Source organism: Streptococcus mitis SK564 (assembly GCF_000148525.1).
GTDB lineage: Bacteria > Bacillota > Bacilli > Lactobacillales > Streptococcaceae > Streptococcus > Streptococcus mitis_H.
Window position 1 is genome coordinate 1 of record NZ_AEDU01000029.1, and the last position, 21,159, is coordinate 21,159.

General features: G+C 32.4%; 17 protein-coding genes and 3 pseudogenes. 15 read left to right on the plus strand and 5 right to left on the minus strand.

The features are described from left to right. Window positions 1–157, plus strand: a 157-nt coding sequence (locus SMSK564_RS13010) for a hypothetical protein (RefSeq protein ID WP_000315128.1), incomplete at its 5' end; no start/stop codon positions are given. A gap of 851 nt (window positions 158–1,008) precedes the next feature. Here SMSK564_RS13010 and SMSK564_RS11365 read toward each other — a convergent pair. Continuing rightward, a complete protein-coding gene (locus SMSK564_RS11365; RefSeq protein ID WP_000022153.1) occupies window positions 1,009–2,163 on the minus strand; it encodes a site-specific integrase in 1,155 nt (384 codons plus the stop codon). Window positions 2,164–2,214: 51 nt separating this feature from the next. Then, window positions 2,215–2,733, minus strand: a complete 519-nt coding sequence (locus SMSK564_RS11370; RefSeq protein ID WP_000181350.1) for a helix-turn-helix domain-containing protein — start codon at window positions 2,731–2,733, stop codon at window positions 2,215–2,217. 147 nt (window positions 2,734–2,880) lie between these two features. Here SMSK564_RS11370 and SMSK564_RS11375 point away from each other — a divergent pair, with 147 nt between their 5' ends. The 8 genes and pseudogenes from SMSK564_RS11375 to SMSK564_RS0103115 all read left to right on the plus strand — a co-directional run bounded on the left by SMSK564_RS11375 (window position 2,881) and on the right by SMSK564_RS0103115 (window position 14,414). Then, a complete protein-coding gene (locus tag SMSK564_RS11375) occupies window positions 2,881–3,162 on the plus strand; it encodes a hypothetical protein (protein WP_000005472.1) in 282 nt (93 codons plus the stop codon). Between the two features lie 8 nt (window positions 3,163–3,170). After that, window positions 3,171–4,010, plus strand: a pseudogene (locus SMSK564_RS13905) (phage replisome organizer N-terminal domain-containing protein). Between the two features lie 359 nt (window positions 4,011–4,369). Further along, entirely contained in the window at window positions 4,370–4,702 is a 333-nt protein-coding gene (locus SMSK564_RS11390; RefSeq protein ID WP_001220782.1) for a hypothetical protein, read from the plus strand. Next, window positions 4,683–4,877, plus strand: coding sequence for a hypothetical protein (locus SMSK564_RS11395; protein WP_000469564.1), 195 nt, complete (start codon window positions 4,683–4,685; stop codon window positions 4,875–4,877). Before SMSK564_RS11390 ends, SMSK564_RS11395 begins: the two co-directional genes overlap by 20 nt. Before the next feature lie 363 nt (window positions 4,878–5,240). Then, complete coding sequence (locus SMSK564_RS11400) at window positions 5,241–9,938, plus strand: DEAD/DEAH box helicase (protein WP_000141851.1); 4,698 nt, start codon at window positions 5,241–5,243, stop codon at window positions 9,936–9,938. Between the two features lie 4 nt (window positions 9,939–9,942). Next, the gene (locus SMSK564_RS11405; protein WP_000345451.1) at window positions 9,943–11,304 is read left to right on the plus strand and encodes an SIR2 family protein; all 1,362 of its coding nucleotides are present in this window, start codon (window positions 9,943–9,945) and stop codon (window positions 11,302–11,304) included. Continuing rightward, on the plus strand, window positions 11,294–12,913 hold the full coding sequence (locus tag SMSK564_RS11410; RefSeq protein ID WP_000687284.1) for an ATP-binding protein: 1,620 nt from the start codon (window positions 11,294–11,296) through the stop codon (window positions 12,911–12,913). Before SMSK564_RS11405 ends, SMSK564_RS11410 begins: the two co-directional genes overlap by 11 nt. 67 nt (window positions 12,914–12,980) lie before the next feature. Further along, window positions 12,981–14,414: an ATP-binding protein gene (locus tag SMSK564_RS0103115; protein ID WP_000872635.1), complete on the plus strand. Its 1,434-nt coding sequence runs from the start codon at window positions 12,981–12,983 to the stop codon at window positions 14,412–14,414. 523 nt (window positions 14,415–14,937) lie between these two features. Here the strand turns inward: SMSK564_RS0103115 and SMSK564_RS13820 are convergent. Beyond that, window positions 14,938–15,060: a hypothetical protein gene (locus SMSK564_RS13820; RefSeq protein ID WP_004237094.1), complete on the minus strand. Its 123-nt coding sequence runs from the start codon at window positions 15,058–15,060 to the stop codon at window positions 14,938–14,940. Window positions 15,061–15,081: 21 nt separating this feature from the next. Next, a complete protein-coding gene (locus tag SMSK564_RS11415) occupies window positions 15,082–15,378 on the minus strand; it encodes a hypothetical protein (RefSeq protein ID WP_000611950.1) in 297 nt (98 codons plus the stop codon). Window positions 15,379–16,240: 862 nt separating this feature from the next. Between SMSK564_RS11415 and SMSK564_RS11420 the strand changes: the two genes are divergently transcribed. The 6 genes and pseudogenes from SMSK564_RS11420 to SMSK564_RS13825 all read left to right on the plus strand — a co-directional run. After that, a complete protein-coding gene (locus SMSK564_RS11420; protein ID WP_000395812.1) occupies window positions 16,241–16,582 on the plus strand; it encodes a helix-turn-helix domain-containing protein in 342 nt (113 codons plus the stop codon). Window positions 16,583–16,652: 70 nt separating this feature from the next. Next, a complete protein-coding gene (locus SMSK564_RS11425; protein WP_000523607.1) occupies window positions 16,653–17,996 on the plus strand; it encodes an SIR2 family NAD-dependent protein deacylase in 1,344 nt (447 codons plus the stop codon). Between the two features lie 97 nt (window positions 17,997–18,093). Beyond that, window positions 18,094–18,360, plus strand: a complete 267-nt coding sequence (locus SMSK564_RS0103120) for a hypothetical protein (RefSeq protein WP_001002152.1) — start codon at window positions 18,094–18,096, stop codon at window positions 18,358–18,360. Window positions 18,361–18,811: 451 nt separating this feature from the next. After that, entirely contained in the window at window positions 18,812–19,288 is a 477-nt protein-coding gene (gene pezA / locus SMSK564_RS11430) for a type II toxin-antitoxin system antitoxin PezA (protein WP_000578853.1), read from the plus strand. Further along, the gene (gene pezT, locus SMSK564_RS11435) at window positions 19,288–20,049 is read left to right on the plus strand and encodes a type II toxin-antitoxin system toxin PezT (RefSeq protein ID WP_000762582.1); all 762 of its coding nucleotides are present in this window, start codon (window positions 19,288–19,290) and stop codon (window positions 20,047–20,049) included. Before pezA ends, pezT begins: the two co-directional genes overlap by 1 nt. 82 nt (window positions 20,050–20,131) lie before the next feature. Next, window positions 20,132–20,267, plus strand: a pseudogene (locus SMSK564_RS13825) (AAA family ATPase); the annotation flags it as partial. A 281-nt stretch (window positions 20,268–20,548) separates the two neighbouring features. Here the strand turns inward: SMSK564_RS13825 and SMSK564_RS13020 are convergent. Then, window positions 20,549–20,941 (minus strand): annotated as a pseudogene (locus tag SMSK564_RS13020) (tyrosine-type recombinase/integrase); the annotation flags it as partial. Window positions 20,942–21,159: the final 218 nt, after the last annotated feature.

Sequence of the window (21,159 nt, forward strand, 5' to 3'; positions counted from 1 at the left end):
ATCATGGTATTATCTTGATACTGCTGGAGCTATGAAGACAGGTTGGTTTACAGTTTCTGGTAAATGGTACTATACCTATAATTCAGGAGATTTATTAGTAAACACCACTACACCCGATGGCTATCGAGTCAATGCTAACGGTGAGTGGGTAGGATAGGTATCCATTAGCTAAATCTAATCATTCTGAACTAAAAAATCTTCTTACATATGTAGGAAGATTTTTTAGATTCTCAAAACTAGTTTAAAAGACTACGCTATTTAAACCAATTTTGAGAATGGATATATAAGGATATTCAGAAATCTAGTTGGTCAACTTTTGTATTTTGAATATACCTTAGATGGTGACGATGTCTTGGTATATCTGATACTCACTTACATATTCTAACTTATTTTAACTAAGATAAAACTGTAGTGGTGAATTTGCTACAAATAGTGTAGAGGCGTTATTTGAAAAATATACAAAAAAGGAACTCCAATTTACATTTGAGTTCCTCTTACTTTTAATTGTCCGAATCAATATTCTTATTTCAAAAAAAGGTAGTGATTCGGCTGATTTTTATTGCAATGTAGTGAAATTTGAAATTTCAAGAATCGCTTTAAATCAAGGTTTCTACCGTATATTGACGTGTAGTGAATCCCTATTTCACTTCTGTAAAACTAAATAAGGGAAACTTTTGATATTCTGGTTCGATTTTTGCTTATTTTTTATGAAAGTTTACCTTATTTTGATGAAATTGATTAAAATTAGTTGAAATTTTATGTTTTGAAAACTTATGAAAACGTTGATTTTAAAGCACTTTGAAATTAGATGAAATAAGTGGTGCCCCAACCAGGTCTTAAGAAAGCTCGTAAAGCATCACAATTCTCAAAACGTTAATCAATACGATTATATCAACGTTTCAAAGCACTTTGCAAAAATTTTGCAAAGTGCTTTTTTGTCGATTTTTGAGCTCAAATAGCTTTGTGATAACCTTCTGATAACCTCTTCTAAATTTTTAAAATCATGATTTATTTTGCTTTATTGAGATAGTCTGCAAATTTGTCAATAGAGTTTTTCTCACCAGTTTTTGTGGTGTGAGTATAGACATCTAATGTCACCTGACTGCTTGCGTGGCCAAGTCGTTTTGATGTATTAGAAGGGTCGATTCCAATTTCAGACATAAGTGTTGCATGTGTATGTCTGAACCCATGTGGGCTAATTGGTTTTAATTTATGCTTTTTAATGATTCGATTCAGTACGTTATTAATGTAGTCAGCATGAAGGGGCTCAATTTTGTCATTGCTTGATATGTAAGAGAACATATATTCGTTACTAATATTCAGCTTTGTAAGAGGCAACTGAGATTGTTCTTTTAGATAGAAATTTCTCCATTGTTTAATAATATCGATTGTCTCATCATCAAGATAGATTGTACGAACTGAAGATTCATTCTTTGTACTCTTTTCAATCGCTTTACCGTCAATTCTTCCTAGACTTTTATCTATGTTCAATAGATTGCTGTCAAAGTTAATATCAGCCCATTTTAAAGCGTATAACTCCCCTTTTCGTAGTCCACTAAATGCAAGCAGTCTAAATAAAGCAAAATGTTTAAATGGCTCAGTTTCTTTCACTATATCAAGGAAATGATGTAATTCCTCCAGAGACCAAAAATTATCTGATCTAGTTTTTTTGATTTTAGGCATGATAACATTCTTCATTGGATTTCGATCAATGTAGTTCATGTTGATTGCAAAATCAAAAATTTTTGAGGTATAGGATTTTATCTGTTTGATATTTTTGAAAGTCTGAGATTTTTGTGTAATAAAGTTTTGACAGTCTAAAGGACTGATTTGGTCAATAAATTTATCGCCAAATATTGGTAGAATATGTATTCGATAGATATTCTTAGTTTGGGAAGAAGTTGTTTCTTCAACGGTACCAACATAGGCATTAAACCATTCTTGATAAAGTTCTTTATAAGTGACTTTGGGGTTAGGTTTGTCGGTACTTACTGTGGGGGCAACGACACCAGCTTCTAAACGAGCTTCGTACAATTTTGCCTCTTTTTTGGTTTTGAACCCTCTCTTTAAGTGCCTTTTTTTCTTTCCATAAGCATCTAAGCCAATGTAAAAGCTGACATAGTATAGGATTCCTTTTTTTGTTTTGTATTTGTGTATAGACATTTTTTCTCCGTATCTAAGTTTTCGGAGCTTATGTAATTGAGAAATGAGTGTCTATCTATTTTTTCTATCTTCTTGGCGGATAGCGTATTCGTCTGTTTTAATCCAGCTCTGCCAAACTTTAGAATCTTTATTTTGGTGATTCATATAATCTATAAACTCAGACATAAAACGTTTGTTTTTCTCAGCTAGATATTCTGAGAATATATGACGAAATTCATCTGAAAAACTATCATCAAGTGGTAGTGTTAATGCCCTTTCGCCAAATTCGATGCTCTTCTTTAACTTCTCCATATCGCTTTTAAAAGGTGTCACAGAACCAATTTTAGATGTTTTGAAACTATCTGTAACAATTTTAAGATTTGATGGAGCGTGTGGGTTGCTATCAAGTCCCATAATGTAAGCGACGGAAACATTAAAGTATTTTGCCAATTTTTCAGCATTATCTTTTTTAGGTTTGCGGATTCCTTGATTGTATCCAGAAAGTGTAGGATAGGCTATATTTGTAGCTTCGCTAATTTCTGTCAATTTTTTTCCGCTATTTTCTATCAGTTTAGTAATATGATTCGTCATAAGAACCTCCTTTTTATCATTATAACACATTTTATTCTTTTTGAATAAAAAAGCTTGACAAAAATTCAAAAAGGATATATAATTCAAAATGAATAACAAATTAAATGGTTTCGGAGCTTATTTAATTTAGAAACGAGGTGTGAATTTATGTCGGAAACTACTTTAGTTGTCCAGCTTCCTAAAGAATTAGAGAAGCAATTACGTGCTCACTATGATGAGATGATTTCAAATGCTGTAGCAAGAGTATTTGAAGATAAAGAACTTTATAAACCTATGGTTCGTATGTCAGGTTTGTCTAGGTGGTTAGATGTATCTACGACAACAATCCAAAAATGGACGAAAGAAGGAATGCCAACCATGGTGATTGATGGAGTGACTTTATACGATAAAAGAGCAGTAACACGATGGTTGAAGCAATATGAAAGATAGGTACTCGTATGAATGGTGTTCAGTGGATCAAGATAACAACAGATATATTTGATGATGAAAAAATTCAGCTAATAGAATCAATGCCAGAAGGAGATACTCTTATTGTAATATGGTTTAAAATTCTGGTGCTTGCAGGAAAGCAAAATAATAGTGGCATATTAAGTCTAGGGAACAAGGTTTATTACACAGAAGAGATGCTTTCAACAGTGTTTAGGCGAAAGGCTACATCTGTAAAATTAGCTCTCAGCATGTTTGAAGAATTTGGCATGATAGAAATCATAGATGGCGCTATTACCATTCCAAAATGGGAGAAACATCAGAATATAGATGGACTAGAAAAGATTAGAAAACAAACTAGGTAACGTGTTGCTCGTCATAGACAAAAACAAAAAGCACTAATTACAGGCGAGCCACAACTCGTTTTAGACTGTAACGTTACAGTAACGGATGAAAATGATAATGTAACGCAAGAGATTAAGAACAAGAGTAAGAATAAGAAAGAGATTGAGAATATACTGGATAATAGTTCTAGAAAGCCTGAAACTTATATTCCACCCAAATATTATTCTTTGTTAGAATCCATTTCTTATAAGTACAATGATAGATTTTTGTATCCTAACAATTACACTTTAACACATGCTCAGAAGATGAAGATAGGCGAGTATTTGGCTAGTGGGTATGTAACTAGTGATGAAGTCATTAGCATGATTGAACGGATTCCTGAGGATGCGACGTCTCCTTTGGCGTATTTATTTAAGTCTATGGAGAATTTAAAGCAGGAACGTATGCTGGAGTGCAAAGCTATTGCCCATGAAAATGCCCGAAAGAAGTATATGATAAATGAGTAGATATAGGACTGTTCTAAAGAAATGTTACATCACTGAGGAGCAAAATGAAATAGTGAATAACTTGATTGAAATGACAAATCATCTAAGTTTTTCCTCTTATGCCAGAAAAATGTTATTTAAGAGCTCGCCTATTTATCTTCAATTTGATTTTGAATCTTATCATGACTTTATATTTCAAGTTAGAAGAATTATCAATAACTTACGTCAGTTAGAAAGAATAGCAGAACAAAGTGAGGATTTGGATAATGTAAGGATATTTCACTACTGCGTTGAGCTGATGATAGAATATGAAAAGAAGACAAGTAAACAAGTGAAAGAACTTGTAAAACGACTAAATAAGAAAACGAGGTGATAGGACCATGAGAATAAAATCTGTGTTGAAACAGGTGTTTTTGACGGAAGAAGAAAATAAAAAATTAAATGATTGTATGAGGAAGGAAAATATTCGTAATTTTTCTGAGTTTGCTAGACAAAAATTAATACGAACAGATTTGAACATCCAAAAAGTCTCTTTTGAAGGTTTAGTTCCTTTAACAGAAGAGTTGGAACAAGTCGGAAAGAATATCAATTCTATAGCCCGTCTTGCAACTGTAGTTGGGAGAATAAGCTATGAAAACAAAATGGATATGTCTATTTTGATGCAAAAAATAGTTGATGTGATGGAGGAAAAAGATGTTTATTTTCAAAAGTAATATGGATAAGGATTTTGATCAGATATGTGAATACATATTGAAATTAAAGCGAGCAGAATTATTTCTTCATGGAATTAAACAACAAGATAAAACGAAGGCTCGTTTGTATCATGCGATGCTGGAATACTATGATGCTAACCATAAAAAAGAAAGACATATGAGAATTTTAAAATAAGGAAACGCTGTTAAAAATTTTGCAGCGTTTTTTATATATCTTCTTAAAATATTTGTACACACAAATGACAGTCAAATTGATTTTTGGGATTATTTTATCGAGAAGGAAAGATTTCTCATAAGATGACTTTGCGAGCTCAGAGTCTGTATACACACACTCCCAAAATCATCCTAAAATTTGTATACACAAAGTGTATGTACTTTTTGGGATGATTTGAATTTTGGGGAATCCCCAAACCCCTGATGGAATTATACGAGATAGGAAAAGAAAGTGGTATAATAAACATACGATAGTAACTGTAATATGTTCTGTTCAAATAAATGAATTATATCTAAATTTTAATTTTGAAAAGAAGGGAATAAAATGACTTTTGATAATTTAGTACATCAGATTAATGGACTTGCTGAAACACAGAGAGATCGAGGGACATATTTTGAATATTTGGCTCGTGCCTATTTTCAAAATGAACCAACATACCAGAATGAGTTTAAGAATGTATGGATGCTAGCAGATGTTCCAGAGGAATTTGGAATACCTAAAGTTGATCTTGGAGTAGACTTAGTTGCTGAAAAATTTACTGGTGAATTAGTAGCGATTCAGGCAAAATTCTATAATCATAGTATTCAAAAATCTAATATTGATTCTTTTTTAGGGGAACTTGGAAAAGATTATTACGAATCAGGTATTATTGTTGCTTCAACAGATAAATGGGGCAAGAATGCTGAAAAAGCTTTAGCAGATCGTAGCGATGTTATTCGTATTGGGCTTTCAGATTTAAGAAATTCTCAGATTGATTGGTCAAAATTTTCTTTTGAATCACCAGAAGTAGTAGCTGTAAAAGCTAAAAAGAAGTTAAGATATTATCAAGAAAGTGCAATTCAGTCTGCATTGAATCATTTTACAGAAAATGATCGTGGACAACTTATAATGGCGCCTGGAACGGGTAAGACTTTTACGAGTTTAAAAATTGCTGAAGCAATGGCAAGAGATGCCTCTAAGGAACAATATACTATTCTTTATCTAGTACCTAGTATTCAACTACTTACGCAAACCTTGAGAGGGTGGAACAATGATACAGAAATGACAATGTCTTCTATGGCAGTTACTAGTGATAGAAATGCTAGTCGTGGCAGTGTCAAGCAAGATGAGTCCAATCTAACAATTAAAGCTAGTGATATTGGTTATCCAGCAACAACCTCGTCAAAAAAAGTTGTTGAAAACTACTTAGAATTAATGACAAGACCCAAAAAAGAACTGTTAGTGGTTTTTGGAACTTATCAGTCAATAGATGTTCTTGGTGAAGCACAAAAAGAGGGTTTTCCAGAGTTTGATTTAATTATCGCAGATGAGGCACACCGTACCACTGGTGCAAAAGCTTTTGGAGATGAAGCATCATCGTTTACGAAGGTACATAGTGATCTAAATGTTAAGGGGATAAAACGTCTTTATCAAACAGCAACACCAAAATTATATGGAATTGAGGCTAAGAAAAAAGCAGAAGAAAATTCAAGCGTTATTTCTAGTATGGATGATGAAAATCTATATGGTAGTGTATTCTATCGTTTAGGTTTTGGAGATGCTATTAGTCAAGATATCCTAACGGATTATAAACTAATGGTTTTGGCTGTTGACGAAACAGTGGTTCAGAAAGATATGCAAAAAGCTCTTGCTGATTCAGAGAATGGTCTGAATATTGATGATGTGGGGCGTATCATTGGTGTTTGGAATGGAATGATTAAACGAGAAAGTTTTGCAGATAAAGTTTCTGGCGAACCAATGCAAAGAGCTATAGCCTTTTCTCGGACTATCGAAGATAGTAAAAGGCTATCAACTCAGTTTGAAAATGTTGTTAATGAATACCTTAATAGTGATGAAGGCTACTCCGTAAATGTTCGTCACGTAGATGGCAGTATGAACGCCCTCGAAAAAAATGAAGCATTAGATTGGTTAGCTAGTGATGATATTCCTGAAGATTCAGCTCGTATTTTGTCAAATGTTCGCTTCCTAACAGAAGGAATTGATGTTCCTAATCTTGATGCTATTATCTTCCTGTCTCCTCGAAAATCACAGGTAGATATTGTTCAGGCTGTCGGACGAATCATCCGTAAATTTGAAGGAAAAGAATATGGCTACATTATTCTACCAATTGTAGTTCCAGCAGGTGAGACACCAGAAACAATTCTCGATAACAATAAAACATACGATGTTATTTGGCAGGTGTTAAACGCTCTGCGTTCAGTAGATGAACGTTTTGAAGCTACAGTTAATAAACTAGAATTAAACAAACAAAAACCCAAAAATATCCAAGTTATTGGGGTTGGTGGTGCACCAGATGATCCTAATTTCAATGATAGTTATGTGAAAGAGCCAATAGTTGCTTATCAAACAGAACTTGAACTTGAATGGGAAACTGTCGAGGGTGCAATTTATGGTAAGATTGTTCAAAAAGTGGGGGACAGGCGTTACTTAGAAGACTGGTCAAAAGATGTAGCTGATATTGCTAGACGTCACATTCAAGGAATTGAGTTCATCTTAGAACAAAATCCTGATAGTAAATCTGCTTTTGATAAATTCCTTCATAGCTTACAACACAATATCAATGAATCAATTGACCAAAGTCAAGCGATTGAGATGTTGGCGCAACACTTAATTACTTTACCAATTTTTGATGCTCTCTTTGGAGAATACAGTTTTGTTAAGAACAATCCAGTAAGTTCTGCCATGGAACAAATTGTAGAGGAACTATCACAATTTGGTTTTGAAAAAGAGCAGAAAGAATTGCAACCATTTTATGATTCAGTTCGTCTACGTGCAGAGGGAATTGATAACGCTCAAGCTAAGCAGAAAATCATTATTACTCTGTATGATAAATTCTTTTCTACTGGCTTTAAATCAACCACAGAAAGATTAGGTATTGTCTTTACTCCTGTAGAAGTTGTAGATTTTATTGTCAAATCGGTCGATGTAGTTTTGAGAAAGCATTTTGGTAAGACTTTAGCGAGTGAAAATGTTCATATTTTGGATCCATTTACTGGAACTGGAACATTTATCACTAGAACATTGCATTACTTGAAGTCATTGATGGATAGTGGTGAAATTACCTTTGATGATATTCTAAGAAAATATACACAAGAATTGCATGCGAATGAGATTGTTCTTTTAAGCTATTACATTGCTGCCATTAATATTGAAGCTGTATTTGATGAAATTAATGGCGATGAACCGTATACACCATTTGAAGGAATTGTATTAACAGATACCTTTGAATCAACAGAACTAGAGGATACTTTGGATGATTCCTTCTTTGGTACCAATGATAAGCGGCTCAAGAGACAACAAGAACAGCCCATTACAGCCATTATTGGGAATCCGCCGTATTCTAAAGGTCAAGGGTCAGAAAGCGATAATAATCAAAATATACATTATCCAAAGCTTGAAGAGAATATTAGAAGAACATACGTTGCGAAATCAAAAGCTAATGCCCAAAATGCTACAATGGACAGTTATGTAAAAGCGGTAAGATGGGCAACAGATAGGTTGACAAACCAAGGAATCATCTCATTTGTATCTAATGGAAGTTTTTTAGACAGTAGTAGTGCTGATGGACTAAGAGCAAGCCTTTACGATGAATTTAACCATCTATATATATTCAACATGAGAGGAAATGCATTAGGGCAAGGAGAAATTCGTAAAAAAGAAGGGGGTAATGTTTTTGGTGGAGGTACTAGAACAACAGTTGCCATCTCTATCCTAGTCAAAGATGGTTCGGACAGCCATGAGTTGCATTACCATGATATTGGAGATTACCTCTCTCAAAAAGAAAAGCTAGCAATTATTTCTGATTTTGGAGATATTTCAAGTATCGATTGTCAGGATATTACACCTGATGAAAACAATGATTGGCTCAATCAGCGAGATAAAAACTTTAATAATTATAGAAGTTTAGTATCAAGCGAAAATGGTGTATTTGTTTTTAGTGCAACAGGTATTGTCACAAGTCGTGATCCATGGGTATATTCGTTTAGTAGAGAGAATTCACTTTTTAATGCAAAGAGATTGATAGATAATTACAATAATGAAATTGAGAAGTTGAAAACAATTCCTGAAGAATTTAGAAAATCATCGTTAAACTACGATCCTAAAGTATTGAATTGGAGTGAAGGTCTCAAAAAAGATGCCTTTAGATTAAAAACTATAGATTATGTCTCAGAAACGAGGGTTATTTCTTACAGACCATTTGTGAAAAAACATCTATACTTTGGAAAAGAACTATTGCATAGACCCTCTAAATATTATAGACAATTTGGGGAAAATAACTTGACTATTGTCACGATTGGTAATGGCTCGAACAAAGACTTCAGCGTTCTTGTAACTAAGTTTATTCCTGATTATCAATTTATGATGAATGGTCAAGGATTCATGCGCTACGACAACGAAGTAGACGAAACGTCATTGTTCCAAAATAACGATAACATGAGTCAAGATTTTGCTGATAAGCTAGAATTAAATCTTGATGAAACATTTGCTTATGTATATGGATTACTCAATTCTCGAGAATATCAGGAGAAGTACGCTAATGATTTGAAGAAAGATCTCGCAAGAATTCCTATTGTAAAAAATAAGGAGAGGTATGTTAAAGTTGGTCAGGAATTGATGGATTTACATCTTAACTATGAAGAAGTTCCTGTCTACGATGGAGTTGAAATTACGATAGCAGAGAAACCAAGTTACAAAGTAACCAAGATGAGATTCGCTAAAAAACGTGATGAAAAGGGAAAATCAGTAAATGATCTATCTACAATCATATTTAACAGCGCCATCACCATTAGTAATATCCCCGAAAAGGCATATGAGTATGTTGTGAATGGACGATCAGCTATTGAATGGATAATAGATCAGTATCAAGTTAAAACTGATAGAAAATCTGGAATTACAGATGATCCAAATGATTATAGTGATGATGAAAAGTATATCTTCAATTTGCTGTTGAGAATTATCAATGTATCTGTACAAACGGTTGACTTAATTAATAGCTTACCTAAATTTGAAGTGGAGGACTAAGAACATGGATTTCTTTTACGACAAAGAAAAAGATTATGAGAAAATCGAATTGCATTATCTATCTAATACAATTTCCTACGGTATAGAGAAAAATAAAGATGGAAATTCTTTTTTCTATGATTCTAATGGAAAACTGGAACATCCTGACTCTCAAGAGGAACAGCAAAAAGTCTTTACCAAAATTGACTTTCAACGTATGATTAGTGGAAAAATTCACAGAATAGTTTACGGTGAAAAATATTCAAACATTGTTTTTCTAGCAGGCGCAGGAGCATCAGTGACACAAGATTTAAATCCAAATTTTGGAAAGACAGTAAAAATGATTGCTGATGATGTCTTTTCAAAGCTAGATAAATCAGATGGATTATATACACTAAAGGAATTGGCTAGTCAATGTAGATACAAAGATGGGAATATATTAGATAAAGAATCTGAGGAAACCGAGACATATAAATTGGCAGACAGTTTTAACCTAGAGGATTTCTTATCAACACTATTCCATTATCGACCATATGTACCGGATACAGATAAAGATAAATTTAATAATAGTATCAAAAAGATTTTACAGCTAATTAAAGAAAATACAAACTATTCATATGACAGTAAGGAATTGAAACACGGTAAGTTATTAAACTTTTTGTCAAGTATATCAGGTAAGGATGGAAATAAGTTTTCGGTTATTACGACAAATTATGATGTTTTAATCGAAGAAGCTGCGGCGGAAAATAATTTTGTTATTTTTGATGGTTTTAATTTCACTCCAATACCGAAGTTTGATAGCAGTATGTTTGAATGGAATCTTATAAAGGAGGTTCAGAATATCAACACCAGAGAGGTTGAATATAAGGATAAGATATTCAATCTTTTAAAGATACATGGTTCACTTACCTGGGAAAAGCAAGATGATGGAACTATTTTGAGAAAAAATAAAGATAGTATCATAGATACAGACAAAATGGTAATGGTTTTTCCAAGTTCTGATAAATATGCTCAAAGTTACCAAGAACCATATTTTGAACTCTTTACAAAATTCCAAGATCTTATAAAGCGTCCAAACACTTTGTTGATTTCATCTGGATTCAGTTTCGCAGACGTCCATATTTCCAAAATGATTACACAAGCATTAAAAAATAACAATAGTCTTAAGATATTGGTTACTGACTTTAATATAGACCCTAATAGAGAGTGGAACAAGGAAAATAATAGTTATGATGTGATTAAAGAATCGGATTCTAGATACAATTATAACTGGGCAGAACTTGTACATTTAATGGATCAAGGTTATCCAATTTCATTTTTAAAGGCAACGATGAATGATAATTTAGTTGATTATTTGAATGGAAGGTACTTTACAGATGAAAATTGATAGTTTTTATACGGTAGCTGATAAAAGTAATTACTATCTTGGAATGATTTCTCAGGTCAATCGTTCATACTCAACAATTCAAATTGAGAACTTATCTTTATTCTCATATAGGAAGTTAAAGAAAGATATACTTTCACCTAATACGATTAATTACTATGTTTTGATTGATTCAAATAATGGGTTATTCTTTGGAGAAATATTTCAGTCTAAGCTTCCAAATTCAGATAGTGTTCACGAAATGTTAACTAGTGGGTTACAAGAGAAAATATTTCCTGAAATCAGTATAGATATTCTTGGGTATATACCACTAGGTGAAAAGTATTTTAAACTGAATGGGACAAACACGGTTGGTATCACTGATAAGGTATATATGGCTAATGAAAAAGTTGTAGATATTTTTATAAAATCAATAGAAGTTAATCCAGATAGCGAAAATCAACTATCAACATTTGCTAATTTAGCGTTCAGCTCACAGAATTACCCCATAAGATTGCAACCTAAAACTTTGTTTAATAGACATTTAATGACTATTGGAACTACTAATAGTGGCAAATCTACATCAGCTTTGAGCATTTTGGATAAACTAATCAATGATGGTATAAGAACTTTAATAATAGATCCAACAGGGGAGTATTCAGACTCATTTACAGACGATGAAGTAGATAAATACATACTTGGACAAACTGCTTTCTTACCTTTATCACAAATGTCAATTAATCAATGGTCAATTCTATTTGAGACAAATGATGGAACACAACCAGCAGTATTGGCCGAAGCTATACGTTCTTTACGATACCAATATAAGAAGGATAATGATGGAATATATCATAAAATAGGAAGATCTGTTAGTGCTGTAGAAGTAGATCTTTCTAGTCTTACGGATGAAGATAAGAATTTTAATATTAATCTTTTATCTGCACAAATAGCTGTTGAAACAACTAAACAAAATAAAAAGGGAGAATTTGAGTCGGATTTATTCAACTTCAATGTGAATCAGTACCTCATTCAAAAGGTCAATTATAAGTTGAATAACACATCGCTTGTAAATTTTTTCACTTCTGATGGTCAAAGTCTTATTGATATTATCGATTCATTTTCAGCGGGAGAAACAAAAAAATCATTATATATAGATGTTTCTCAAATTGGAACAACTGATGGCATTGGTGGGATGATTATTGATCTCGTTTCAAATCATTTAGTAAATTTAAGTTCGACATCAATAAAACCATTTGTTATGTTTATTGATGAAGTTCATAGATATACAAAAGGTATTAATAATGACGGATTTACATTTTATACAGGATTAAATAGCATTGCTCGTGAGGGTAGAAAGAAAGGTATATTTCTGTTTTTGACAACTCAGAATCCAAATGATGTTGATAAAATATTGTTAGGGCAAGTTGGCACTTTATTAGTTCATAGGCTAACTTCACCAGATGAAATAAAAGCTATTCAAAATCATCTGATGGAGAATCAAATCAATCAAATTAAAAAATTAAATACTGGTGAAGCAGTTCTGACTAGTATTAATTTGCTTAAAAATTTATATATACAAGTTGAAAAGTGTAATCGCCCTCATCATAATGAAACACCTAGCCTATTATCTTAAGAAAAACAGATTTAGTAAGTAATACAGAATAATCATCATTATTTAACCAAAAATTAGGAGAAAATAAATGAAATATGATTTTAATTACTGGCAATTTTCGCCAGAAAATCAATATTTGGATAGGAAATCAGCTAGGAAAAAACCATCGGAATTGTTAAAGCATCTGATTGCCTTTGCTAATGCTGACGGAGGTCAGTTGATTATCGGGATTGAAGATGAAAAGCAGGATAATATTATCACTGGTTTCAAGGATAGGAAAGCCTATCCAATTGATGATTTCAAAAAGATAGACCGAGAGATGCGGGATACACCGTTGGACTTGTCTTTTGAGGAAATACCTGTGGTTAATCATAAGGGAGAAGACGACCTGATTTTGGTTATCTCAGTTGAATTATCATCGAACCGAGTGATTGCTGCTCCAAATGATGAAGTTTATCTACGACAGGGAGATGAATCAGTCAAGTTGAGTTATGAGCAACGTATACAACTTAGTTATGATAAGGGACAGCGTTTCTTTGAAGATGAAATCATTGAAGATGCCACATTAGATGATATTGATGAACTATTGGTTCAGGATTTTAAGGACCATTTTGATATTTCAGAACGTTCAACTGAGGAGGTATTAAAGGCAAGACGGTTTCTTATCAATGGTAAATTAACAAAGGCAGCTATTCTTATCTTTGGTAAGTATCCTTCAGCATTTTTCCCTCAAGCACGTGTTCGTTTTCAACGATTTGATGGGGTAGATGTAGGTACAGGAAGTGAATTTAATGTTATTAAGGAAGTAACATTTGATGATGCATTGCCTAAATTAATTGTTAAAGTTAGAGATTTTATTCGAACCCAGCTACGAGAGTTTCAGTATTTAGATAGTGATGGTAGATTTCAGATACTTCCAGAATATCCTGAATTTGCTTGGTTTGAAGGAATTGTAAATGCAGTAACCCACAGGAATTATTCAGTATACGGAGATCATATCAGGGTATTGATGTTTGATAATCGTCTAGAGATTCATAGCCCAGGAAAACTACCGAATATTGTAACTGTTGAGAATATAAGACATGAACGTTTTTCTAGAAATCCGCGTATAGCTCGTACCTTAACTGAATTTGGATGGGTCCGAGAAATGAATGAGGGAGTAAAACGAATCTATTCTGAAATGGAATCTGCTTTTCTCCATGAACCGTGTTACTCTGAACCAGGTAACAAAGTAGTTTTAACATTAGAAAACAGTATTACAAGTAGAACATTGAGAACACGTGATTCTTTGGAAAGTAAACTTAGAGATTATAGTGATTTAAGTGTTGATGAAAAACTATTGATACAGTATATGTACAATACAGCAGAACCTATGACAACTAAAAAAGTAGCAGAATTCTTAGGTAGGAGTGTTTCTTACTCGTCGAAATTATTGAAAACGTTGAGAGCAAAAGGTATTTTAACATGGTATGGGACAAGTACGAAAGATCGCAGTCAATACTATAAATTAGAAATGAAATAAAAACGAAGAAAAACGAAGAAAACATAGTTACTAATTAGTGAATTTATAAAGTAATCTTACTTTTAAATTCATGAAGTTCATTCGCTTTATAATTTTGCAATTCAATTGTTTGTATGGGAATGTGATTTTTATTATACATCATTTCACAACAAGTAACGAAACGAAGAAAAACGAAGAAAAACGAAGAAAAACGAAGAAAAATAAATCGTTGTTTCTCAACTACATAAGCTCCGAAAACTAAAAAAGTGATAACCCTTTGATAACCTCTTGATTTTTAAAAGGGTTATATATGTAAAGATTGAATATTTATCTCTTGAAATTACTTGATTTTAGTGATAATTTACCATAAATATCATGATGTAGAAAAAACCAGGTCTTAAGAAAGCTCGTAAAGCATCACAATTTTCAAAACGTTAATCAATACGATTATATCAACGTTTCAAAGCACTCAAGAGTTTACCTCATGGGTGCTTTTTTCGTGTTTTTTTAAAAAGTTTACCTCAAAGTTCACCTTATTTTTACCTTATTGTTTTAGAGACTTTAAAGCAAATTCACCAACGGCCATAGGAACTACATTAGAAGTATTGACATAAATCCTATGTGTTAGTGTTTTATAGATTCCATAGTTTAATCCAGTTTTAGCCATTTTATTTTCTCCTTTATTTTATTATTTCTTGAGTATTAGTTTCTCAGCAAAAACGTTGAGAGCAGGTACGACAGAATTTACATTCAGCGAAATATCTGATAGGAAAATGGGGTTGACTGCTTCAACAAGAGTATCTTCTGGAAAGACAGTGGTAGAAGCAGGTGTAATAACGTGGAAGGCACCATGGGTTTCACTATTTAGAATATGTCGTTGGTACTTTCCTTCTTTACCAAAGACATAACGAGGAGTGTTTCCTAATTTTTTGTAGTAAGCTAGGCCGATAAATTCTGGTTTCATTTTTAAAGTTTCTGGGATCATAAGTTGTTTCCTTTCTGATTGTAAAATAAAAAGAGTTAAGCTGGTAGCTTCACTCTTGAGTAGTAGTGAGTAGAAAGTTTACGTTTAAACATTCTAGTAGAGAATTCCACTTCAGCATGAGAAAATCCTGTGATGAGTGATTTCTTTGCTAAAGAATCTAAATCATTCAAAGCTTGAGTATATAGCTTTGCGATTAGCTTATCAGATGAACTGAAGATTCTATAAGTAAATGTGTAATTATCGTAAAGTCTTTGACATTGTAGTGCGAAAAAAAGTTTGTCATAGTATCCTCCTTTATTATAAAAATGAAAAAGCTACTAAGTAAAAAGAAGACTTAGTAGCTTGAGAGTGAGTCTACCTGATAAGGATAGACAGCAGTAAAGAAAAGTTATTTGGTTGAAGGCTTCCTCCTTCACGGTGGCAACGTTTAGCAAGCTGCTTTGCATGAATTACCATCGCTCTCCCAGCCAAGCTCAATAGGTAGTCACAATCTTGCCCTTAAGATTCTCTTACGCCCTTTGGCGAAGCCAGTTCACTTTACTATCCGGAAAAGTGCGAAAGTCCGAAATTCGTGGAAGCCCGCAAAAATGTTTTATATCTACACTTCAACCATTTAGGGACTTGACTTTTCTTTCCAAAACAATTACAATAAAGGTACGAAGTTTAGTGTAGTTTTGGCAATCAGTCCTCTGGTTGTCATACGCACTTTTTATTAAATTTTCAAAGATCATGATGCTGGAAGTTAAGCGTTATTATTTTTACAAAATATATAACTATCAGCTATATTTATATTATATAACCAATGGCTATATCTATCAAGAGATATTTGAAAAATTTCTTTAAAAATTTTAAGAGGAATAGAATGGAATTTTCGGAACGCTTAAAAACTCTAAGAAAACAAGCACAATTAACCCAAGTTGATGTTGCTGAAAAACTAGGAATTTCACAACCTGCTTACGCTTCATGGGAACGTGGGATTAAAAAACCAACGCAAGAAAATCTAGTTAAAATCGCACAGATTTTGAACGTGTCAGTAGATTACTTAGTTGGTAATTCAGATTATACAGAGGATAAATTAGATAATATTGAGTTACTTTTTCGTATGAACTCAAAAGGATTGACCGATGAGGAAAAAGAAATCTTTAAAAAAGAATTGATTGAGTTTATGAAAGAGCGAAAGAAATTATTCAATGGAAAAGAATAGTATATAAATAGAATTGCGGCCTTCAGTTTTGAATCGTTTAATCACTTTATTATATTAGTAGGAAAAAAGTATGGGATTAAAAACAAAATTATTTACATCACAACATTCATTTGAAAAGTTTATCGATGGAGTTCTTTTGAATGAAATGAATGAAAGGTTAGATAGAAACATTGTCAGAGATAATATAGTTTTGGACAAATATAGCAAAATTCTTTTTGATGCATATATGGAAGATGGATGTTATATTCAAAATATTGAAATTAATGGTCCAGTTCTTGTTTCTTATAAAATTGTTTCATCGTTGTCAGTTTTAAGAAAGACGATCGCGCAATATAAACAAAAAATTTCAATTCATGAAAATCTATTATTCATAATTTATGGTATATCAGAGGAAGATATTCGAGATAATATTGAACGAATAGACAATGTATATTTTTTTGCAGATGAGACAATAGAAGGATGGATAAATAAATATCCAATTGATTATATTAAGTCACAAACTTTAGATAGACTCTATAATAATGTACAAGTCAATCAGATTGACATAGACGACTTTATAAATTATAACACGTATGTTATTACAAAATTAAAAAATGATATTCGTACGGGTGATTTCGCAATTGTTTTAGGTGCGGGAGTCTCTTCTGATTATGGTGCGGTTTCATGGGATAAACTTATACTCTCATTTGAGAAAGACATAAATAAATTAATTCCATTGAATTTTGACAGACAAATAAAAAGAAAAATAGGATCTACTGACTTAATTCATGCACAATTATATAAGGATCTGCTACCGAGTGATAAATTTTATAAGAGAATCTATGCGAGCTTATACGATAAATTTTTACCGAAACTATTAAAGAAGGACACCACACTTTATGAATTAGGAAGATTATTGGAACGATACTCAAAAAAGAGAAATATTAAAGTATTAACTTATAATTACGATGATTTTTACGAGCAGTATTTGGATAAATTTTTTAAGAATATTAAATATAAAGTTTTTTATACACCGGAGGAATCCCTACAAGATTCCATTCCAATTTATCATATCCATGGATACTTACCTTATAGTAAACCTATAAATCAAAGCTACAAAGATTCAATTAAGCTAACAGAGGATGATTATAATTTTTTATATAATAGTCCATATTCATGGCAAATTGAAACACAATTAGAAACGTTTAGAAAAAATAATTGTCTTTTTGTTGGTTGTAGCTTAACCGATCCTAATATTAGAAGATTATTAAAGCTTGCTTTAGAATCCAAAAAGAGGCATTATACAATAATGAGAATTGGAAAGATGAGTCCATTCGAACTTGTGATAATTTCACATCATTTTTCTAAAATGGGAGTAAATATTATTTGGACTAAAGATTTTAAAGATTTTCCAGAACTATTGAAAAAAATTTAGAATAAAAAGTGGATAAGTTTCCACTTTTTTATCCCCTACAAACTCAACCAAAAAGGCTGAGTTTTGAGATATAGACTAGAGAGGAGGAGTTTTTCTTATGAATGAACATTATATGAAAGTAAGCAGAATCGCTAAACAATTATTATATAAATATCTAAAAAGAAATAATATTTCTATATTAAACTGCTATTTTAGTTCTTTTTTTCAGTACTACATAGAAATAAACAAAATTAGAGTATTCTCTCATCACTTTTCTAATCACAAGATAGAAGGTTTAACAATAATTGATGATTATGGAATAAGTTTTTCATATGAAAGAGATAATTCAAAAGAAAAACAAAATTTCACCTTATGTCATAATTGATTACAAAAGAAAATTTAAAAGTAAGATAAAAATTTCCTAAAAGTAGTGTACTTATATTTATTTTTTTAAAATCTTAATAACTTAAGATTCAATAAAATACTATTCTAAAGCCATTTTATAAGTATATAAAAACTAGCTTTCACAAACCATCCTTGAAAAAAGCTCGTAAAGCTAGCCAATTTTCAAAACGTTAATCAGTACGATTATATCAATGTTTCAAAGCACTCAAGAGTCATCTCTTGGGTGTTTTTTTTGTTTTGCTTAAAAATTTAAATACTATGGGAAACAGCAGGATATCAGTGCTTCTCAGAGTTTTCATTATGTAGTCTTCAATATCTAAATTTCAGATGTCAACATCGCTAATAAAGTTTATCTGTTTTTTTTGGTGCACCAAAAATGGTGCGTTTCTATTTTTTTTGCTATAATAGAAATAAATAAAAGGAGGGCTCTCATGATTGGAGAAAATATAAAAACATTACGTAAAACACATGATCTCACCCAACCTGAATTCGCAAAGATTATTGGTATCTCTCGAAATAGTTTGAGCCGTTATGAGAATGGGATAAGTTCGGTTTCGACAGAATTAGTAGATCGCATCTGCAAAAAATTTAATGTTTCCTATCTCGATATCGTAGGGGAGGAAAAAATGCTCACACCAGTAGAAGATTATCAGTTAACATTAAAAATAGAATTGATAAAGGAACGAGGAGCGAATATCTTAGCACAACTTTATCGTTTTCAAGATGAACAAGGAATTGAATTTGATGATAGTGCTAATCCTTGGGTTCTAATGAGCGATGATCTTTCTGATTTGATTAACACGAAGATTTATCTTGTTGCTACTTTTGATGAAGTAGAGCGATATAATGGCTATTTGGATGGCATTGAACGTATGCTAGAACAAGCTAGTCATCTAGTGGTGGCTTAATGAAATTAGATAAATTTAGTCAGGATGATTTTATTAAAGCCTCTAATCGACTCGTTCGTTCTTTAACTCGTGGAAAAACAACTTCATCTCAGCCCAAGGCTATTTTGCTTGGTGGGCAGAGTGGTGCTGGTAAGACAACGATTCATCGTATTAAACAAAGGGAATTTCAGGGAAATGTCATTATCATTGATGGAGATAGTTATCGCTCTTTTCACCCGAACTACCTTGGTCTACAGGAAAAGTATGGTAAAGATAGTGTGGATTATACAAAAGCATTCGCGGGCCAAATGGTTGAATATCTTGTAGATGAGTTGAGTAAGCAAGGTTATCATTTATTAATCGAGGGTACCTTGAGAACAACCGAAGTCCCTCGGAAAACAGCACAATTATTGACAAATAGAGGCTATCAAGTCTCACTTGCACTGATTGCGACTAAGCCAGAATTGTCCTATCTCAGTACTTTGATACGTTATGAGGAGCTCTACGCCATAGATCCTAGTCAAGCTAGAGCGACTCCTAAAGCACACCATGATGGAATTGTAGAACATTTGGTTAATAACTTACGGGAGTTAGAAAAGGATAAACTTTTTAGACAAATTCAAATTTATCAAAGAGATCAATCGTGTGTTTATGATTCGCAAGTAGACGAAACCTCAGCAGCAGAAGTTTTACACGAATGCCTATTTGGAAAATGGAACACGGTTGAAAAAGAGATGTTGAAGGTAGGGCAGGAACGGTTGAGGGAGTTAGGTGATAATTGATAAGTGACGAAGGGGTAATTTATGAGTACACTAAAAAAAGTAATATATTTCGATGAATTGACAGCAATAGATTTTTACAGAAGCTAATGATTTATTGTCCAGAGAAATCAAAATTGTATTAATTGATGAATGTGATAAAGTAAATGCTGCTTTATACAATGTTTTAAATGTTTGATGAGGGAGAGTTGGAAGCTATAAATTACTTGGTAGATGTTTCTATAGGGTAAAATTCACACCATTTAACTGAAACTTATTCAAATTAGTTGTAAATTTATTTTCAGGAAACCCTGGGAAACGTTGATTTTAAAGGAATGATGACACTTGTTAAAATAAAAATGTATCAAACTAGGCTTGAAAAAGGCTCGTAAAGCATTACAGTTCTCAAAACATTAATCAATACGATACTATCAACGTTTCAAAGCACTCAAGAGTTTACCTTATGGGTGCTTTTTTCGTGTTTTTTTGAAAAGTTCACCTCAAAGTTTACCTTATTTTCATCTTATTGTTTTAGAGACTTTAAGGCAAATTCACCGACTACCATAGGAACTACATTAGAAGTATTGACATAAATCTGTGTTGTACCTGTATCACTGTGTGTTAGGGCTTCGGAAATGGCTTCTAAGTTCATTCCTGCCTGTTTAGCGAGCGTTGCTCCCGTATGACGTAGTTTGTGTGGTGTAGCGTGTGCCAGCTCTTTATGTCGCTTTCTAATGATTTTTATTTTATTGTTTAGATAGTCAGCATGTAAAGGCTTATTGATGTTTCCTTTTGTGTCGATATATGTAAAAACAAATTGTTCTGGATTACTGATGATGCCAAACTTTGCTAGTTCATATTTTTGTTGCTCTTTCTAAGAGGTAAGAAGCTGAAGTAAGTCATTATTAATAGAGAAAAATAGGATAGCAAAAGCTCTATTTCAGGAGAAAATGAAGCAAATATTTCCATAATAAAACGCATACTATCAAGTTTTTCATACCTGATAGTATGCGTTTTTAGGATTTTAAATCCTGATTGCTTGGTCTTTTTTTCATTATAGTTCCGTTTGATTTATAGTTTCATTAATTCTATGGAGATTCATCATTTTGAGTAATAATAGTACTTCCAGAAGTT

What these genes read in the sequence shown, in the direction of transcription:
- SMSK564_RS0103120 (WP_001002152.1), top strand. Translation starts at nt 18,094, where the DNA reads ATGAATGAACATTATATGAAAGTAAGCAGAATCGCTAAACAATTATTA.
- pezT (WP_000762582.1), top strand. Translation starts at nt 19,288, where the DNA reads ATGAAATTAGATAAATTTAGTCAGGATGATTTTATTAAAGCCTCTAAT.
- SMSK564_RS11395 (WP_000469564.1), top strand. Translation starts at nt 4,683, where the DNA reads ATGTTTATTTTCAAAAGTAATATGGATAAGGATTTTGATCAGATATGT.
- SMSK564_RS11410 (WP_000687284.1), top strand. Translation starts at nt 11,294, where the DNA reads ATGAAAATTGATAGTTTTTATACGGTAGCTGATAAAAGTAATTACTAT.
- SMSK564_RS11365 (WP_000022153.1), bottom strand. Translation starts at nt 2,163, where the DNA reads ATGTCTATACACAAATACAAAACAAAAAAAGGAATCCTATACTATGTC.
- SMSK564_RS11415 (WP_000611950.1), bottom strand. Translation starts at nt 15,378, where the DNA reads ATGATCCCAGAAACTTTAAAAATGAAACCAGAATTTATCGGCCTAGCT.
- SMSK564_RS13820 (WP_004237094.1), bottom strand. Translation starts at nt 15,060, where the DNA reads ATGGCTAAAACTGGATTAAACTATGGAATCTATAAAACACTAACACAT.
- pezA (WP_000578853.1), top strand. Translation starts at nt 18,812, where the DNA reads ATGATTGGAGAAAATATAAAAACATTACGTAAAACACATGATCTCACC.
- SMSK564_RS11425 (WP_000523607.1), top strand. Translation starts at nt 16,653, where the DNA reads ATGGGATTAAAAACAAAATTATTTACATCACAACATTCATTTGAAAAG.
- SMSK564_RS11400 (WP_000141851.1), top strand. Translation starts at nt 5,241, where the DNA reads ATGACTTTTGATAATTTAGTACATCAGATTAATGGACTTGCTGAAACA.
- SMSK564_RS0103115 (WP_000872635.1), top strand. Translation starts at nt 12,981, where the DNA reads ATGAAATATGATTTTAATTACTGGCAATTTTCGCCAGAAAATCAATAT.
- SMSK564_RS11375 (WP_000005472.1), top strand. Translation starts at nt 2,881, where the DNA reads ATGTCGGAAACTACTTTAGTTGTCCAGCTTCCTAAAGAATTAGAGAAG.
- SMSK564_RS11405 (WP_000345451.1), top strand. Translation starts at nt 9,943, where the DNA reads ATGGATTTCTTTTACGACAAAGAAAAAGATTATGAGAAAATCGAATTG.
- SMSK564_RS11390 (WP_001220782.1), top strand. Translation starts at nt 4,370, where the DNA reads ATGAGAATAAAATCTGTGTTGAAACAGGTGTTTTTGACGGAAGAAGAA.
- SMSK564_RS11420 (WP_000395812.1), top strand. Translation starts at nt 16,241, where the DNA reads ATGGAATTTTCGGAACGCTTAAAAACTCTAAGAAAACAAGCACAATTA.
- SMSK564_RS11370 (WP_000181350.1), bottom strand. Translation starts at nt 2,733, where the DNA reads ATGACGAATCATATTACTAAACTGATAGAAAATAGCGGAAAAAAATTG.